This is a genomic window from Pseudomonas sp. DSV-1 (assembly GCF_035830915.1).
In the GTDB taxonomy this organism is placed as follows: domain Bacteria; phylum Pseudomonadota; class Gammaproteobacteria; order Pseudomonadales; family Pseudomonadaceae; genus Aquipseudomonas.
The window spans coordinates 180265-197663 of sequence record NZ_JAYMYG010000001.1; the positions used below are offsets into that span (position 1 = coordinate 180265).

General features: G+C 59.1%; 16 protein-coding genes and 1 riboswitch. Of the genes, 7 read left to right on the plus strand and 9 right to left on the minus strand.

The features are described from left to right. Position 1: 1 nt before the first annotated feature. Positions 2 to 391, minus strand: coding sequence for an acyl-CoA thioesterase (locus VSQ83_RS00900; RefSeq protein WP_048361238.1), 390 nt, complete (start codon positions 389 to 391; stop codon positions 2 to 4). A 183-nt stretch (positions 392 to 574) separates the two neighbouring features. After that, positions 575 to 681, plus strand: a riboswitch (S-adenosyl-L-homocysteine riboswitch). A 22-nt stretch (positions 682 to 703) separates the two neighbouring features. Here VSQ83_RS00900 and ahcY point away from each other — a divergent pair. From ahcY to VSQ83_RS00915, 3 genes are all read left to right on the plus strand, one after another. Then, positions 704 to 2113: an adenosylhomocysteinase gene (gene ahcY / locus VSQ83_RS00905; RefSeq protein ID WP_219262660.1), complete on the plus strand. Its 1410-nt coding sequence runs from the start codon at positions 704 to 706 to the stop codon at positions 2111 to 2113. 100 nt (positions 2114 to 2213) lie between these two features. Then, positions 2214 to 3059: a methylenetetrahydrofolate reductase [NAD(P)H] gene (gene metF / locus VSQ83_RS00910; RefSeq protein ID WP_326425052.1), complete on the plus strand. Its 846-nt coding sequence runs from the start codon at positions 2214 to 2216 to the stop codon at positions 3057 to 3059. Between the two features lie 381 nt (positions 3060 to 3440). Further along, a complete protein-coding gene (locus VSQ83_RS00915) occupies positions 3441 to 5288 on the plus strand; it encodes a DEAD/DEAH box helicase (RefSeq protein WP_133075188.1) in 1848 nt (615 codons plus the stop codon). A gap of 104 nt (positions 5289 to 5392) precedes the next feature. Here VSQ83_RS00915 and VSQ83_RS00920 read toward each other — a convergent pair whose 3' ends face one another. Together VSQ83_RS00920 and VSQ83_RS00925 are read right to left on the minus strand one after the other, a co-directional pair. After that, positions 5393 to 5968: a YceI family protein gene (locus VSQ83_RS00920; RefSeq protein ID WP_133075189.1), complete on the minus strand. Its 576-nt coding sequence runs from the start codon at positions 5966 to 5968 to the stop codon at positions 5393 to 5395. 32 nt (positions 5969 to 6000) lie between these two features. Continuing rightward, positions 6001 to 6552: a cytochrome b gene (locus tag VSQ83_RS00925; protein ID WP_133075190.1), complete on the minus strand. Its 552-nt coding sequence runs from the start codon at positions 6550 to 6552 to the stop codon at positions 6001 to 6003. 273 nt (positions 6553 to 6825) lie between these two features. Here VSQ83_RS00925 and VSQ83_RS00930 point away from each other — a divergent pair, with 273 nt between their 5' ends. From VSQ83_RS00930 to VSQ83_RS00940, 3 genes are all read left to right on the plus strand, one after another. Continuing rightward, complete coding sequence (locus tag VSQ83_RS00930) at positions 6826 to 8232, plus strand: adenosylmethionine--8-amino-7-oxononanoate transaminase (protein WP_219262658.1); 1407 nt, start codon at positions 6826 to 6828, stop codon at positions 8230 to 8232. A gap of 129 nt (positions 8233 to 8361) precedes the next feature. Next, positions 8362 to 9081, plus strand: coding sequence for a 16S rRNA (uracil(1498)-N(3))-methyltransferase (locus VSQ83_RS00935; RefSeq protein ID WP_219262657.1), 720 nt, complete (start codon positions 8362 to 8364; stop codon positions 9079 to 9081). Between the two features lie 338 nt (positions 9082 to 9419). Next, entirely contained in the window at positions 9420 to 9848 is a 429-nt protein-coding gene (locus VSQ83_RS00940) for a DUF6124 family protein (protein ID WP_326398631.1), read from the plus strand. A 5-nt stretch (positions 9849 to 9853) separates the two neighbouring features. On the opposite strand, the gene VSQ83_RS00945 is transcribed toward VSQ83_RS00940, so the two are convergent. Genes VSQ83_RS00945 through VSQ83_RS00955 form a run of 3 tightly spaced genes read right to left on the minus strand, consistent with a single transcriptional unit; the run spans position 9854 to position 12394 of the window. After that, on the minus strand, positions 9854 to 10756 hold the full coding sequence (locus tag VSQ83_RS00945) for a transporter substrate-binding domain-containing protein (protein ID WP_133075193.1): 903 nt from the start codon (positions 10754 to 10756) through the stop codon (positions 9854 to 9856). A 24-nt stretch (positions 10757 to 10780) separates the two neighbouring features. Then, on the minus strand, positions 10781 to 11131 hold the full coding sequence (locus VSQ83_RS00950) for a RidA family protein (RefSeq protein WP_133075194.1): 351 nt from the start codon (positions 11129 to 11131) through the stop codon (positions 10781 to 10783). A 30-nt stretch (positions 11132 to 11161) separates the two neighbouring features. Beyond that, on the minus strand, positions 11162 to 12394 hold the full coding sequence (locus tag VSQ83_RS00955; protein ID WP_326425055.1) for a D-amino acid dehydrogenase: 1233 nt from the start codon (positions 12392 to 12394) through the stop codon (positions 11162 to 11164). A gap of 108 nt (positions 12395 to 12502) precedes the next feature. On the opposite strand from VSQ83_RS00955, the gene VSQ83_RS00960 reads away from it, so the two are divergent. Next, complete coding sequence (locus VSQ83_RS00960; RefSeq protein WP_133075196.1) at positions 12503 to 13411, plus strand: LysR family transcriptional regulator; 909 nt, start codon at positions 12503 to 12505, stop codon at positions 13409 to 13411. 124 nt (positions 13412 to 13535) lie between these two features. Here VSQ83_RS00960 and VSQ83_RS00965 read toward each other — a convergent pair whose 3' ends face one another. The 3 genes from VSQ83_RS00965 to VSQ83_RS00975 form a co-directional block, all read right to left on the minus strand. Next, positions 13536 to 15527 (minus strand): pyrroloquinoline quinone-dependent dehydrogenase, encoded by a 1992-nt coding sequence (locus VSQ83_RS00965; protein ID WP_326425057.1) that lies wholly within the window; start codon positions 15525 to 15527, stop codon positions 13536 to 13538. Then, a complete protein-coding gene (locus tag VSQ83_RS00970; protein ID WP_133075198.1) occupies positions 15524 to 15898 on the minus strand; it encodes a hypothetical protein in 375 nt (124 codons plus the stop codon). Before VSQ83_RS00970 ends, VSQ83_RS00965 begins: the two co-directional genes overlap by 4 nt. 75 nt (positions 15899 to 15973) lie before the next feature. Next, positions 15974 to 17233: a cation:proton antiporter gene (locus VSQ83_RS00975; protein WP_326425059.1), complete on the minus strand. Its 1260-nt coding sequence runs from the start codon at positions 17231 to 17233 to the stop codon at positions 15974 to 15976. Between the last annotated feature and the right edge of the window lie 166 nt (positions 17234 to 17399).

The following is a 17399-nucleotide window of genomic DNA, read 5'->3' on the forward strand; positions in this document are numbered from 1 at the left end:
ATCAGTCCTGAAACTGGTCTTTGACGTATTTGATCTCGGTGCGCCCGTGCGGTGCGGGCAGGCCGTCCTCGCCCAGGTTGACGAAGACCATCTTGTCCACCGTCAGGATGCTTTTGCGGGTGATCTTGTTGCGCACTTCGCAGGTCAGGGTGATCGAGGTGCGGCCAAATTCAGTGGCGGTGATGCCCAGTTCGATGATGTCGCCCTGGCGCGAAGCACTGACAAAGTTGATTTCGGAGATGTACTTGGTGACCACGCGCTGGTTGCCCAGTTGGACGATGGCGTAAATCGCGGCTTCTTCGTCGATCCAGCGCAGCAGGCTGCCACCGAACAGGGTGCCGTTGGGGTTGAGGTCTTCGGGTTTAACCCATTTGCGGGTGTGAAAATTCATATTCGCTCCTGACCGTCTTGCCTTAGATGCGGGCCATGATGTCAGACCACGGCACTTAGCTCTATTAACCTTGAACTATGGTCTCGATAGGCTCAAAGAAAAAGCCTTGGGATCACTTGCCCGGATGGCTATAATACCCCCCGTTTCAAAACGGTCATTAATACCCAGTACCGTTCCCGCCACCTGTCCGAGGGGCGCTGCAGCAGGTTCAACCTGTCAGGCTCGGATGGGGCGTTGTTTGATCAGGGTCCCCTGTTCAGGCACTAAACGCACAACGGCGCCCATTCGCGATTAAACGAATGGAGGCTCTTGATGAGCGCTGTAAACACGCCTGCAGGTTTTACCGACTATAAAGTCGCTGATATGTCCCTCGCCCAATGGGGCCGTCGCGAAACGTTCATCGCCGAGTCCGAAATGCCAGCCCTGATGGGTCTGCGCCGCCGTTATGCAGCAGAACAACCGCTCAAGGGCGCGAAGATTCTGGGCTGCATTCACATGACCATCCAGACCGCCGTACTGATCGAAACCCTGGTTGCCCTGGGTGCCGAAGTGCGTTGGTCCTCGTGCAACATCTTCTCGACTCAGGATCAGGCTGCCGCTGCTATCGCTGCTGCCGGTATCCCGGTTTTCGCCTGGAAAGGCGAGACTGAAGAAGAGTACGAGTGGTGCCTTGAGCAAACCATCCTCAAAGATGGCGAGCCTTGGGATGCCAACATGATCCTCGACGACGGCGGCGACCTGACCGAGCTGCTGCACAAGAAATACCCGGCCATGCTGAAAAAGATCCACGGCGTGACTGAAGAAACCACCACCGGTGTTCACCGTCTGCTGGACATGCTGGCCAAAGGCGAGCTGATGATCCCTGCGATCAACGTCAACGACTCGGTCACCAAAAGCAAAAACGACAACAAGTACGGCTGCCGTCACAGCCTGAACGATGCCATCAAGCGTGGTACTGACCACCTGTTGTCCGGCAAGCAAGCACTGGTCATCGGCTACGGTGACGTGGGCAAGGGTTCGGCCCAGTCCCTGCGTCAGGAAGGCATGATCGTTAAAGTGTCCGAAGTTGACCCGATCTGCGCCATGCAAGCTTGCATGGACGGTTTTGAAGTGGTTTCGCCGTTCATCAACGGCCAGAACGACGGCACTGCTGCCAGCATCGATGCTGCGCTGCTGGGCAAGATCGACCTGATCGTGACCACCACCGGTAACGTCAACGTGTGCGACAAAAACATGCTGGCTGCGCTGAAAAAACGCGCCGTAGTGTGCAACATCGGTCACTTCGACAACGAAATCGACACCGCTTTCATGCGCAAGAACTGGGCATGGGAAGAAGTGAAGCCACAGGTTCACAAGGTTCACCGTACTGGCCTGGGCGAATTCGACCCACAGAACGACGACTACCTGATCCTGCTGGCCGAAGGCCGTCTGGTTAACCTGGGCAACGCCACAGGTCACCCAAGCCGCATCATGGACGGTTCGTTCGCCAACCAGGTTCTGGCCCAGATCTTCCTGTTCGCCCAGAAGTACGCTGACCTGCCAGCCGAGCTGCAAGCCGAGCGCCTGACCGTAGAAGTCCTGCCGAAGAAGCTGGACGAAGAAGTGGCCCTGGAAATGGTTCGCGGCTTCGGCGGCGTGGTCACGCAACTGACCAAGCAACAGGCTGACTACATCGGCGTTACCGTCGAAGGCCCGTTCAAGCCAGACGCTTATCGCTACTGATTAAAAAAGGCGGTCAGGCTTGCACTGACCGCCTTTTTTTTGTGTGAGTTCAGCGTCAGGGGGCATCACTGGCCTCCTTCGCGTACGCAAGGGTATTCCCATGTCTCAAGACCGTCGTTTCAGCTTCGAGTTCTTCCCGACCAAGACCGATGCTGGACATGAAAAGCTGATGAACACGGCTCGCCAACTGGCGACCTACAACCCGGATTTTTTCTCCTGCACCTATGGTGCCGGTGGCTCGACCCGCGACCGCACGATCAATACCGTGCTGCAGCTGGAGAGCGAAGTAAAAGTGCCTGCTGCACCGCACCTGTCCTGCGTGGGTGACAGCAAGGCCGATTTGCGCGGCCTGTTGGCCCAGTACAAGGCTGCAGGTATCAAACGCATTGTTGCACTGCGCGGCGACCTGCCTTCGGGTATGGGCATGGCCAGTGGTGAGCTGCGCTACGCCAATGACCTGGTGAGCTTCATTCGTGAAGAAACCGGCGATCACTTCCACATCGAAGTGGCCGCCTACCCGGAAATGCACCCGCAAGCGCGCAACTTCGAAGACGATATCAGCAACTTCGTACGCAAGGCCCAAGCTGGCGCTGACAGTGCGATCACCCAGTACTTCTTCAACGCCGACAGCTACTTCCGTTTTGTCGAGCGCGTGGAAGCTGCAGGCGTGATGGTTCCCATCGTGCCGGGCATCATGCCGATCACCAACTACAGCAAGCTGGCGCGTTTTTCTGACGCATGTGGTGCTGAAATCCCGCGCTGGATCCGCAAGCAACTTGAAGCCTACGGCGACGATACGCTGAGCATCCAGGCGTTTGGTGAGCAGGTCATCAGCGAAATGTGCGAGCGCCTGCTTGATGGCGGCGCACCGGGGTTGCACTTCTACACCCTGAACCAGGCTGATCCGAGCCTGGCGATCTGGAACAACCTCAAGCTGCCGCGCTAAACAGAAAACGGTAGTCGCTGCCGCAGGCTGCGAGAAGGTCCGATGGGCCTTCGAGGGAACGGGTTGCTTCGCAACCCTTCGCAGCCTTCGGCAGCGACTACAGGTTTTTTGGCTCCTCTTGAAAAAACCGTTGGGCAGCATGAAATCGGCGCGCCGTGATTGCTCTGTTATACTCCGGGCTTTCCGCCAGGCTTACGCCCGGCCGCTCGTCCTTGTACAAGCCACTCAACCCCGCTACTGCGCAGCTCTTGCCCGCGCGAGCGGTGCGCATGAGCCTTGTGGACTGGAGCAGGACCGGACGGGATTGCGTCATCTTAAACGCCATTCACGCCAGGCAAGACTATCCCTTTGGGCCAAGCCCTAACTAGAACAGGATTTCTCATGTCCTTTGCTTCCCTCGGTCTCTCCGAGGCTTTAGTCCGCGCCATTGAAGCTGCGGGCTATACCGAGCCTACTCCGGTGCAACAGCGGGCCATCCCCGCCGTGTTGCAAGGTCGCGACCTGATGGTTGCGGCTCAGACAGGTACTGGTAAAACCGGCGGCTTCGCTCTTCCGATCCTGGAAAAGCTGTTTCCCAATGGCCACCCGGACAAATCCCAGCGCCACGGCCCACGCCAACCACGCGTGCTGGTCCTGACACCGACCCGCGAACTCGCCGCCCAGGTGCACGAGAGCTTCAAGCTCTATGCCCGCGATCTGAAGTTCGTCAGCGCCTGCGTGTTCGGCGGTGTGGGTACCAACCCTCAGGTCCAGGCTCTGGCCCGCGGTGTTGACGTACTGGTTGCCTGCCCGGGTCGTTTGCTCGACCTGGCCGGTCAAGGCAGCGTAGATCTGTCCCACGTTGAAATCCTGGTGCTCGACGAAGCCGACCGCATGCTCGACATGGGCTTCGTCCATGACGTGAAAAAAGTCCTCGCGCGTTTGCCAGCCAAGCGTCAAAACCTGCTGTTTTCGGCGACGTTCTCCAAGGACATCACCGATCTGGCCGGCAAGCTGCTGCGCAACCCGGAACGTATCGAAGTTACGCCACCCAACACCACGGTCGAGCGTATCGAGCAACGGGTTTTCCGTCTGCCCGCTACCCACAAGCGTGCCCTGCTGGCGCACTTGATCACCGCAGGCGCCTGGGAACAGGTTCTGGTCTTTACCCGGACCAAGCACGGTGCCAACCGTCTGGCCGAGTACCTGGACAAGCACGGCCTCAGCGCTGTGGCCATCCACGGCAACAAGAGCCAGAACGCACGAACCAAAGCCCTGGCCGACTTTAAAGCCGGTGCCGTACGCATTCTGGTAGCGACCGATATCGCCGCTCGCGGCCTGGATATCGATCAGTTGCCACACGTGGTCAACTTCGAGCTGCCAAACGTCGACGAAGATTACGTTCACCGTATCGGCCGTACTGGCCGTGCCGGTCGTTCGGGTGAGGCCATCTCGCTGGTCGCTCCGGACGAAGAAAAACTGCTGAAAAGCATCGAGCGCATGACCCGCCAGAAAATCGCCGATGGTGATCTGATGGGTTTTGACTCCAGCACCGTAGAGGCCGAAAAGCCTGAAGTACGCGAGCGTCCGGATGTGCGTAACCCGCGCAACACGCCACGCGGTCCACGTGGCGACGGTCCGGGTAACCCGGGCGGTGGCGGCGGTCGTAAAGACAAGGGCAAGGAAAAGAGCAAAGAAAAACCGGCGGCTGCTCGCAGCGAGCGTCCAGCTCGTGAGCAAAAGCCACGCGAAGCTCAGCCTGCCCGTGAGCAGCGTCAGCCAGCGCCTCGTTCAGACGCCAACCGTGCGCCGGACGAGTTCCGTGATGACGATGTGGACAACTTTGGTAACCGCGCTGATTACGTCAGCCCGTACCAGAACAAAAACAACCAGAGCCGCGGCCGTCGTCCGGGAGCTCCGGCTCAAGGCACTGGCGCAGCACCTGCCGCGCGTACCGGTGGTCGTCAGAATGCTCCGCGTACTGGCAGCGGCGCTACCACTGGCACACCGCCTGCCAAGCGCAGCGGTCCACGCAGTGGTGCCCCGCGTGACGGTCAAGCCCGTCGCGAAAACCGCCCGGCCCGTGACGATGCCCGTCAAGAGCCAGCGGTTAAAGGCCCACGTGAGAATCAGCCGAAGATCATGCACAAAGAGTCGAAAAGCGATCGCTTCCCGACGCCTGAGCAGCTCGATCAACTGCCGAACCGCCCTCGTGGCGAGAAGCCGGCACTGCTGACGCGTAACCGCTGAGTCTAAAGCGCCCTCACGGTAGAGAGGGCGCTTTTGATCCGCACAAAAAAACGCCCCGGCTTTCGCAAGCCGGGGCGTTTTTTGTTAGCCGTATAAAAGCGCTATTACTTGGCCTTCACGCCTTCGAGCGAGATATCCAGGCTCAGGGTCTGATCCTTGCTTGGGGATTTGATGCCGAAGTCGCTCAGGTTCACAGTCGTGGTCGCGTTGAAGCCAGCGCGTTCGCCACCCCATGGGTCCTTGCCTTCGCCGTTGAACGTTGCCTTGAAGGTCACAGGCTTGGTCACGCCGTGCAGGGTCAGGTCGCCTGTCACGTCAGCTGTTTTGTCGCCAGTCGGCACAACCTTGGTCGACTTGAAGGTCGCTTCCGGGTACTTGCTCACGTCCAGGAAGTCTTTGCTGGCGATGTGCTTGTCACGTTCTGCGTGGTTGGAAAACAGGCTGGCGGTTTTCAGGGTCACGTCAATCTTGCTGTCGGCAGGCTTGGCTGCATCCCACGAGAATGTGCCGCTCCAGTCCTTGAAAGTACCGTGAATGAAGCTGAAGCCCAGGTGGCTGACTTTCCAGTCGATAAAGGCGTGCTGGCCTTCCTTGTCGATGGTGTAGTCAGCAGCCATGGCCTGGCCTGCGGTCAGCAGTGCGGTACCGAGAGCGAGCGCAGCGAGGGTCTTTTTCAACATGCTTTCTTTTCCTTTTGAGTTGAGGTCGAGCATCAGGCTTTGCGCCCCAGCATACGAGTCAGGGTCGCATCACGATCTATAAAGTGGTGTTTCAAAGCGATCAGACCATGCAAACCGGCAAAAATCACCACGGTCCACGCCAGGTATAAGTGCACGACACCGGCCACATCGGCCTGGTCGGGCAGGTTGGAAATCAGTGCAGGGACTTCAAACAGGCCGAAGACCGGGATGCCCACGCCTTCTGCGGTGGAGATCAGGTAGCCGGCGATCATCACGGCAAACAGGCTCAGGTACAAAAAGCCGTGGCCGAGTTTGGCCCCAATACGCGTTGCCTTGCTGTAACTGGCCAGTGCCGGTGGCGCCGGGCTGATCCAGATCCACAGTACACGCAGCACCATCACGGCGAGCAACGTCAGGCCAATGCTTTTATGCAGGTCAGGGGCTTCTTTGCGCCAAGGGCTGTAATAGTCCAGACCGACCATCCATAAACCCAGGGCGAACAGTCCGAACACCGCGAGCGCAACGGTCCAGTGCATGAGAATGCTGACGGCACCATATCGAGAAGAAGAGTTACGTAGCTGCATTGCCAACATCCTGTAGGAACTTGGATCTAAGACTAATGGTTTACCTATCGATTGAAAGCTCATTTTTTAGCTGCAAGGTATCGATAAATACGATGTGTAGCCTGTGAGGCAATAATTAAGCAAACGTTAACAATATTTAGTGTCCTTCTTGCGGGTCTGCAAGCGTCTATACGCTGCCGGAATTTGTAATGGGTTGTGACACGCCTGCGGATTGCATAGGCTTGCGCGATTGTTTACCCGCAGATGTCGGGAACCAGCGCCAGGAGAGTGGAAATGGGCCTGAATAATCAGTGGATGCAGCGCGACCTTGCCGTGTTATGGCACCCCTGCACCCAAATGAAGGATCACGAGCAACTGCCGTTGATCCCGATCAAGCGCGGCGAAGGTGTGTGGCTTGAAGACTTCGAAGGCAAACGTTACCTGGATGCGGTGAGTTCCTGGTGGGTCAACGTGTTTGGCCACTGCAACCCGCGTATCAATCAGCGCATCAAGGATCAGGTCGATCAACTGGAGCACGTGATCCTTGCCGGTTTCAGCCATCAGCCGGTGATCGAACTGTCCGAGCGTCTGGTGAACATGACGCCTGAAGGGCTGACTCGTTGCTTCTACGCCGATAACGGATCGTCGTGTATCGAAGTTGCGCTGAAAATGAGCTTTCACTACTGGCTCAATCGCGAACAGCCGAATAAAAAACGCTTCGTGACCCTGACCAACAGCTACCACGGCGAAACCATGGCAGCCATGTCGGTGGGTGATGTGCCGTTGTTCACCGAAACCTACAAGGCGTTGCTGCTCGATACCATCAAAGTGCCTAGCCCCGATTGCTACCTGCGCCCCGAAGGCGTGAGTTGGGAAGCGCACTCGCGCACGATGTTTCTGGCCATGGAACAGACACTGGCCGAGCATCACGACACGGTTGCGGCGGTGATCGTTGAGCCGCTGATCCAGGGCGCGGGCGGCATGCGCATGTACCACCCGGTCTACCTCACACTGCTGCGCGAGGCCTGTGATCGCTACGGCGTGCATCTGATCCTCGATGAAATCGCCGTGGGCTTTGGTCGAACCGGGACGATGTTTGCTTGTGAGCAGGCGGGCATCACACCGGACTTCCTGTGCCTGTCCAAGGCGCTGACCGGTGGCTATTTGCCGCTGGCTGCATGCGTCACCACGGACGAGGTGTACAGCGCGTTTTATGATGACTACCCGACCTTGCGCGCCTTTCTGCATTCCCATAGCTACACGGGTAATCCGCTGGCCTGCGCGGCGGCCCTGGCGACGTTGGATATCTTCGAAGAAGACAACGTGATCGAAAACAACAAGGCCCTGGCGCAACGCATGGCCAGCGCCACCGCGCATCTGGTAGACCATCCCCATGTCTCGGAGGTGCGTCAGACCGGTATGGTCCTGGCCATTGAAATGGTCCAGGACAAAGCCAGCAAAACCGCATACCCGTGGCAGGAACGTCGAGGCCTGAAAGTCTTCCAGCACGCGCTGGAGCGGGGCGCGTTGTTGCGTCCATTGGGCAGCGTGGTGTATTTCTTGCCGCCTTACGTGATCACCCCGGAGCAGATCGACTTTTTGGCCGAGGTGGCCAGTGAAGGGATCGACCTTGCGACGCGCAACGACATCAGCGTGGCCGTGCCGTCGAACTTTCATCCAGACTTCCGTGACCCGGGTTAAACCGCAGCATCCCCTTGTAGTCGCTGCCGCTGGCTGCGATGGGCTGCGCAGCAGTCCTGTCCGCCCTGGAGCTCTTCGCAGCCTGCGGCAGCGACTACAAAGTACAGAGCCCTTTTCCAGAGAATATAAATGAGATTGTCCCGCTTCTTTATCGACGCTCCCTTGAGCCTTGGTGAACATGAGTTGCCTGAGGCCCAGGCGCATTACATTGGCCGCGTGCTGCGTATGGCCGAGGGCGATGCCCTGCAGGTATTCGACGGCTCGGGCCAGGAGTTTCTGGGGCGCTTGCTGGAAGTCGGCAAAAAACGCGTGCGCGTGTTGCTGGACGAAACCTTTGTCGGGCAAATCGAATCGCCATTGGCCATTCACCTCGGCCAGGGCCTGTCCCGTGGCGAGCGCATGGACTGGGCGATTCAAAAGGCCACTGAACTGGGGGTCACTGAAATCACGCCGATCATGAGCGAGCGCTGCGAAGTGCGGCTCAAGGACGAGCGCGCCGACAAGCGCCTGGCCCACTGGCGGCAAGTGGCGATCAGTGCGTGCGAGCAATGCGGCCGTTCGCGGGTGCCGGTGATTCATCCGCCAGTGCTGCTCGGCGACTGGATCAAGACCACGCAGGCTGACTTGAAACTGGTGCTGCACCCGGTATCGGAGCCCTTGGCCAGTCACGCCAAGCCTGCGACGCTGGCGTTCTTGATCGGCCCTGAAGGCGGCCTGACCGACAACGAAATCGATCTGGCCCAAGCCGCCGGCTACCAGCCTGCACGCCTTGGCCCACGGGTGCTGCGCACCGAAACCGCACCGGTGGTAGCCCTGGCCGTGGCGCAGCAGTTGTGGGGCGATTTCTAAGTCAGCCTCAGCCCTTTTTTGCTTTTGTGGGAGCGGGCTTCAATTTCAGTGGTTTCGTACGACGTTTCGCTTTCATTCTCGTGAAACATCCGAGAAGATTCCGCTCGCTTGCGCCTGTTCAAATCGGGGAATAGTCTCGGCCGATCGCTGCAAAACAGCGGTCGGGTTTAGTAGCCCGGCTTGTAAACTTGACGCAAAGCGCCATCTCTATGGTGGCCGTGCGTAGGGCACTTTCGGGTGCGCCGGTTTCCAAGTTTTCCGGTCTACTAACCTGCGTACGGCTGCCACCCATTCGTTTAGTAGCGATAAAGGGCAGCTCCATAAATTTGGAGAACCCCATGAAAAAAATCACCCCCGATCCACCCGTTTCTCCCCTCGATGCTGCTGACAGTAACGACCCGTTGCTGGATCGTATCGCCGTCGAACGTGCGCTCAATTACTACCTGCAAAACCATAAGCCTTATCGCCCTATAGGCACGGCCATGCTGGCCATCCCGGACAGTGTCAATTCAGAAGCGGCTTTGGCCCAGGCGTCAGACTTGTTGCGCTGTGCGGGTGCCTGCGCGAATGAGGCGGGGAATGGCCTGAGCGGGCCTGCGCGCGATTTGGTGTTGTCGGTCATGCACTTGGTGGAGCTGGCCAAGGGTTATGTCGACAAGTCGCTGGATACGCTGGCAACGCACGGAAGCAGCACGCGCCTGAGTGCAGCAGGCGCGTCTTGGGACAGCTGGTTTGAAGGTGAGGGTGTAACGGAAGACTTTTTTTGACGCCCTTACTCCACCGGATCACTCACCGGCTTGGCGATGATCTGTTTTAGCTCGGCGGTCATCGGGAATTCCAGGTTCAGGCCGTTGGGCGGGATCGGTTGTTCAAACCAGCGCTGGTAAATGCTGGTGATTTCACCGGACTGATACAAATCAGCCAGGGTCTTGTTGACCACCGCCAGGAACTGCGGGTCGTCCTTGCGCACCATGCAACTGTAGATTTCCCGGGATTGTTCATCCCCTACAACCACCCATTTGTGCGGATCACGGGCTTTGGCGCGTTCGCCGTAAAGCAGCGCGTCGTCCATGTAAAACGCTACGGCGCGGCCGGTTTCGAGCATCTTGAAGGCTTCGCCATGGTCTTTGGCGCTGATGACGTTCATGCCCATCTTGTGGTCGGCGCTGTAGCTTTTGATGAAGCGCTCATTGGTGGTGCCAGCCGTCGTGACGACGTTCTTGTCCCGCAAATCATCGAAGCCCTTGATGCCGCTGTCCTTGGCGGTCAGCAATTGGCCTTTGACGTAAATAAACCCATAGGAAAACGCCACCTGCTTTTGCCGCTCGGCGGTCACGCCGGTTGAGCCGCACTCCAGGTCAACGGTGCCGTTCTGCACCAGCGGGATACGGGTTTGCGAAGTCACCAGGTTGTATTTGACCTTCAGCGGTTTGTCGCCCACTTGCTGCTGGATACGTTCAACGATTTTGTTCGCCAACTCCACCGAATAGCCCATCGGTTTGCCGCTGTTGTCCCCGACATACGAAAACGGTACCGAGGCATCGCGATAACCCAAGGTAATACTTCCGGAGTCGGCGATTTTCTTTAGCGTGCCTTGCAGCGGCGTCTCATTGGCTTGCACGGTGTGGCTGATCAACAGGCCCAGGGTGCAACTGATCAAGGTAAGTTTTTTCATGTTGTTGTTTTCCCTTAAAACAGATTAATGACGAACGGCAATCACGCTTATTTCCACCAACACCTGAGGCCGTGCCAGTTCGGCTTGCAGGGTGGTGCGGGTAGGCGCCTTGCCTGCCGATAGCCAGGCTGACCACACGGCATTCATGGCGGCGAAGTCGCGCTGAATGTCTTGCAGGTAAATGGTGGCGTTAAGGATGTGGTCCTTGTCGCTGCCGGTTTCGGCCAGCAGTGCGTCGATCTTGCTCAAGACCTCTTGAGTCTGTGCCGTGATGTCCTCGCTTTGCGTAGGAACTTGTCCGGACAAAAATACCAGCGCCTCGAACGTCGCGGCGGCGCTCAAACGGTCATTGCTGTTGATACGGTCAATCGTCATCGGGCATTCCTTCTGGTTGGGAGGGTGCACTCAGGCAGCCAGGCCTTGCAGGTCAATGGACGTTTTACGGTGCGCAATTAGCTCGCTCAGCAAGCGCCCGCTGCCACAGGCCAGGGTAAAGCCCAGCGCGCCGTGGCCCAGGTTGAGCCACAGGTTGCGGTAGCCACTGGCGCCAAGAATGGGAACGCCACTCGGGGTAGCAGGACGCATGCCAGCCCACTCGATAGCGTCGTGATAGTTGCCCGCATCCGGGAAAGTGCTGCTGGCCAGTTGGCGCATTTGCGCCAGGCGCTTGGGGTCCAGCGAGGGATCGAAGCCGACAATGTCGACCATCGCGGCAATGCGCAATTGCTCGCCAATGCGGGCGTAGACAATTTTGCGGTCGTAGTCGGTGATGCTCATCTGTGGTGCTTTTTGCGGGTCGGTCAGGGCCAGCGTGAGGCTGTAGCCCTTGAGCGGGTACAGCGGCAGGTTCATCCCCGGCAGGCGCAGGGCCGGGCTGTTGTGCCCCGCTGCGAGCACAAGTTGATCCACTGCCAGCACCTCGTCGCCCATTTCCACAGCCTGGACTTCACCGTTGGCATGACGCAGGCGGGTGACGGTTTTACCCAGCAAGAACGTGCAACGGCCACTGGCCTGCAAGCGAGCGACCAGTTGTTGGCAGAACGCGTGGCAGTCACCGACCTCTTCGCTCGGGGTGTAGATGCCTCCCACAAATGCCGAGCCTTGCAGGCCGGGTTCCAGGCTGGCGCATTCGCTGGCGGACAGCGCCTGTTGAAATGAGCTGTGGATAACTTTTTTGCGCGCTTTGTCGAAGTGGCTGCGTTCACGAAACGCCACCAGTTTGCCGTTGCGCTGCCAGGCGAAACCGTCCAGCTGATCTTCTTCGCGCCATTGCTGCAATGTGGCCTGGCTGAGCAATGCCAGACGCAGCAAATGCGCGCCATTGCGCTGGTTCACCGAACCACGGCACGCGGCTATAAACGACGCCAGCCAGCGCCATTGGGCCGGGTCCATGCGTGGGCGCAGCTTGAGCGGCGAGTCGCCGCGCAGCATCCAGCCCACCGCTTGCAAGGGCACACCGGCATCGGCCAGGGGGGCGACGTAGCGGTAGGAAAGCTGACCGCCATTGGCAAAGCTGGTCTGGCTGCCCAGGGTGGGCTGGGCCTCGATCACGCTCACGTCAAAGCCGTCGCGCACCAATGCATACGCCGTTGCCAGCCCGATAACGCCCCCGCCGATGATGCAAACTCGCTGTGCCATGTCAGTCCCTAGCCACTGTTGAACAGGCTTCAGGTTAGGGGCAGGTGACAGGCGGCGAACAATGAATAAAGATGGTCCTCCCATAAACAAAGGTTATGGACTGCTGCCATGCGCTTGCGTCATATCGAAGTGTTCCAGGCGATTCGCCAAACCGGGTCGGTGAGTGCGGCTGCCCAGTTGCTGCATGTCTCCCAGCCTGCGGTGAGCAAGGTGCTGCAACACGCTGAACAGCGGTTGGGGTTCCCGCTGTTTCTGCGGGTGCGCGGCAAGTTGCAGCCCACCCCCGAAGCGCTGTTGCTGGAGCGCGAAGTCGACAAGGTGACCGAGAGCCTGCAAGGTGTGCAGCGCCTGGCCGAAAGCCTGCGCCGTGAGCCGGGGCATCGTTTGCGCATTGGCAGCACGCCCGCGCTGGCGTTGTCACTATTGCCGCCGGTGATCAGCGAGTGGACCCGTCGTTATCCCGATATCAACTGTGAACTGGCCAGCGCCCACAGCCGTGAGCTGGTGCAGAACCTGTTGATGCGCGAACTGGACGTGGCCCTGACCTTCAAGCTGCCCGATCATCCGGGGCTCAAGGCGCGGGCGCTGGCCCACGGTGTACTCGTAGCGCTGGCGCCGCGGGGGTACTGGGCGGATGAAAGCGAAGGCGTACCGCTCGCACTGGATGAGCTGGCGGACGCGCCGTTGATCGGGCTGAGCAGTGCCGATCCGCTGTTTGCCCGGCTGGACAGCTACCTGCAAGCAGTAGAGCCACCGCCGCGCATCAGCATCGCGGTGCAGACCTATTCGCTGGCGCGGGCGATGGTGGAGTCGGGTGCGGGGTTGGCGGTGATTGATCCGTTTACGGCGTTGGGTGCTTCACGGGCAAGCACCTTGATCCGGCCCTTGAGCCCGGCGCTGCCGATTACGCTGTACGCGGTGACCCGGGCGGACGAAGCCCCGGCGCATACGCTGGAAGGGTTGCTGCAATTGTTCGCCGAGCGGGCCAGCGAGCAGTTGCAGCGGTTGGCGGGCTGATCAAACATCCGTGTAGCCGCTGCCGCAGGCTGCGATCGAGTCCAAAGGGTTCGCGTTTTTTCCAAGAGCGAAGGTCCTTCGGCCCTTATCGCAGCCTGCGGCAGCGACTACAGGTTATTTCCTGTTACTTGGGCAGTGCGTACACCACCACCTGGTCCCCTACCTGATCTTTCATGATCGAGTTGCCGCCCGCCACAAACGCCACATATTGTCGGCCTTTGTATTCATACACGGCAGGGTTGGCGACGGCAGGGGCCATGACGATGTCCGACCACAGCTCTTTGCCGTCTTCCAGGGCATAGGCACGAACCTTGGCATCCATCGATGCACCAATGAACACCACGCCACCTGCGGTCACTGCCGGGCCACCAATGGTCGGCGAGCCCATGTCTTCAGGCATGTACCAACCCCACTGCTGGACGGCGCCCATCGGACGACGCCATTTCACGTCACCGGTGCGCATGTCGATCGCCACGATTTCACCGAAAGGCGGTGCCCAGCACGGCATGCCTGCCCAGTTCTGTGCGTTGAGCAAACTCATGCCGTAAGGCGCGCCGATCTGTGGGTAGAAGCCGTTCTCGTTGCCTGCAGTTTTGGGTTGCTTGTCGTAGGAGGCGCGGTCCCACAGCTTGATCATCTGCACAATGTGGGAGGTGTTCACAATGGCGACCTGGCTGACCGGATCAAACGCTACACCGCCCCATTGCACGCCACCGGCACTGTCCGGGTAGGCCAGTACGCCGTTGCCTTTGGTGCTGGGCGGCGAATACATGCCGTTGTATTCCAGGCCGTCCCACATTTTTGTGCACTGGCCAAAACCGACAATGTCGGCGATTTTCCAGATCGCCGGTTTTTTCGATTGATCCATCAAGGGTGCAGGCTTGGTCGGGAACGGTTGGGTTGGCGAGTACACCTCTCCAGCAGCATCACCCTGGGGTACAGGGCGTTCTTCAATCGGCCATACGTCCTCGCCGGTGCGGCGGTCAACGGTGAACAAAAAGCCCATCTTGGTCGCTTGCACCAGTGCTGCCACGGGCTTGCCGTTGACGGTGATGTCCATCAGCGTCGGGGCCGAGTTGATGTCGTAGTCCCATATGTCGTGGTGAACCCACTGACGAGACCACACGACCTTGCCGGTGTTGATATCCAGGGCCGTGGTGGAAGTGCCCAGCGGAATCGGCTTGGTCCGGTTGCCGCCCCAATAGTTGGGTGAAGGCGAGGACACGGGGATATACAGCAAGCCCAGCGCCGGGTCATACGACATGGCTGTCCAGATGTTGGCAGTGCCGGTTTTGCCTGCCTCTTCCTCGGGGATCGGCTTGAATTCCCACTCCAGCGCGCCGGTGCGGGCATTGAGGGCAAACAGTGAGCCCGGGGATTCAACTTCGTATTCCCAGTCTTTACCGGCCCAGCCCACGATCAACTTGTCACCGATGACGGTGGGTGGCTGCAACTGTGACAGCGGCCATTTCGCGTTCATGGTGTTCCATTGGTTGACGTCCACCACCCCGTTTTTGCCGAAGCCTTCGCAAGGCTTGCCGGTGTCGGCGTCTACCGCGTAGAGCTGCGCGGTCATGTTGCCCAGGTAGACGACCTTCTGGCAGGCCACGCCCGCTTGAGGGGTTTTTTCCTGCCAGTAGGCCACGCCACGTGATTTGAGCGCGGGCTGGGTTTCGGCGACCAGTTTCGATTTGGTGTCGTAGGTCCACTTTTCTTTGCCGGTCTCGGGCTCCAGGGCAATGATCCGGTAAAAAGGCGTGCCGACGTACAACGTGTCATTGGCAAAAATAGGTGTCGCGGACCAGACCGACGGCGGGATTTTGCCGGTGCCCGTGGACATGTCGCCGGTGAAGTATTCCCAGACCTTGGTCAGTTTGCCGACGTTGTCCTTGTTGATTTGAGTCAGGGGCGAATACTTTTGCGAGCTCAGTTGCCCGTGGAAACTGTCCCACTCCTTGCCGCTGGGGATCGGCAGTTTTGCGTCCTCGGCAGAGATGCTGGACGGTGCCAGCAAAGGCGGCGGGACGGTGTAGGTGTCTTGCGCGTGGACGCTGGAAACACTCGCCAGCAAGCACAAGGCCGGAGCTGTCAAAAACTGTTTTGTGATCGCGCTCATATCGCGCTCCTTGTTGGCTTGCCGGCAAAGGTTTCAATGATCACACCCAGGGCGTAGATCCCCAGAACGGCGGCTGTCCACCAACCGTGCAGCAGGCATGCGGCAAACGTTGTTCCGATCACACCGACCCAGGCCAGGAAGAGGACGAAATTTCGCAGGCCTCCCGCCCTGGCTTGAGCCAGCACCACCCCCAGGACAAACAGCACAAACTCGGCCAGCATCGCCGTCATTGCCCCCCCGGAATCTGTCACCCCGGACAAGGGAGTGAAGAACCGCCAGGCGGTAATGCCCAGAGCAATCAATGCGGTGATGATCATGATGTTGGCGCCCAGAGGGCGCCTGGGTGGTGCATAGGCAGCAGAAGTACTCATCCCGTTCCCCTTTGTGTGTCATGCCTTAAGGCCTCAGGAACGTGAGTGTAGCCAAGGCGGGGAAAAACACCGGGATCAGTGCGCGTGCTCAACCTCTACCGGCGCATCCTTGGTCACGTGCTTGACCAGTTTGCCGATGGTCAAACCCTGGAACAGGATCGAGGACAGCACCACGATGTAGGTGATACTCAGGATCAGGTCACGCTCCGGGCCCAGTGGCAATGCCAGGGCCAGCGCTACCGAAACACCGCCGCGCAGGCCACCCCAGGTCAGGATGCGGATGGTGCCCCGTGGCACGGTACGCCAGCGGCGCAGCAGGACAATGGCCGGTGCCACGGTCAAGAGGCGCGACAGCAAAATGGCCATGGCCAGAACGCTGGCCGCCAGCAAATGCAGCCATGAGAACGGCAGCAGCAACAGTTCCATGCCAATCAGCGCGAACAGCAGCGCGTTGAGCATGTCATCAAGCAACTCCCAAAAACCGTCCATGTAGCGACGGGTCATCTCGTTCATGGCCTTGTTACGGCCCAGATTACCGATGATCAGACCTGCGACAACCATCGCGATCGGCGCCGACACATGCAGTTCACTGGCCATGGCCGAGCCGCCGATCACCAGTGCCAGGGTCAGCATCACTTCGATCTGATACTGCTCGATGCTCTTGATCATCCGGTACACCAGGTAACCGATCAAACCACCGAACACCACGCCGCCGATGGCTTCGTGAACAAACAGCATGGCCGTGGCACTCAGGCTCGGGGTTTCGCCCAGTTGCAGGATGCCGAGCAATACGGTGAACACCACAACAGCGGTGCCGTCATTGAACAGCGACTCGCCCACGATGGTGGTTTTCAGCGGTTTGGAGGCGTTGGCGGTCCGCAGTACACCCAGCACGGCAATCGGATCGGTGGGGGAGATGAGTGCGCCGAACAGCAGGCAGTACAGGAAACTGATATGCCAGCCGAACAGGGCAAAAATCCAGTACGCCAGGCTGCCGATCACGGTGGTGGCGATCAGCACACCGACGGTGGCCAGCAGGCCAATCGGCCAGCGATAGCTGCGTACATCATTGATATTGACGTGCAGGGCGCCTGCAAACAGCAGGAACGACAGCATCCAGTTCATCAGCAGATCGCCGAAGTCGATCTGGCCGATCAGTTCTTGCACGCGCTCTTCAAGGCCCGGATAACCGATAAAGCTCAAGCCTTGCAGCAGCAACGAAAACATTAGGGCAGTGACCATCACGCCAATCGTCGGCGGCAGGCCGATAAAGCGGAAGTTCACGTAAGTCAGTAGTGAGGTCAGGCAGATAAACGCAGCAACAAGCTCAAGCATCCGGGATCCTGTGGTGGCGAGAATGAATGGAAACCCGATCAGTACGGGTTATGTTTGGATGCAGGCGCGGGCATCAGGGGCACATCCCCGGGGTGTGGCAAATGGGCGCGATGTGCGAGGTCATTGACCACGCAGTTGCACTGAGGTTGCATGTGCGCACTGGCGC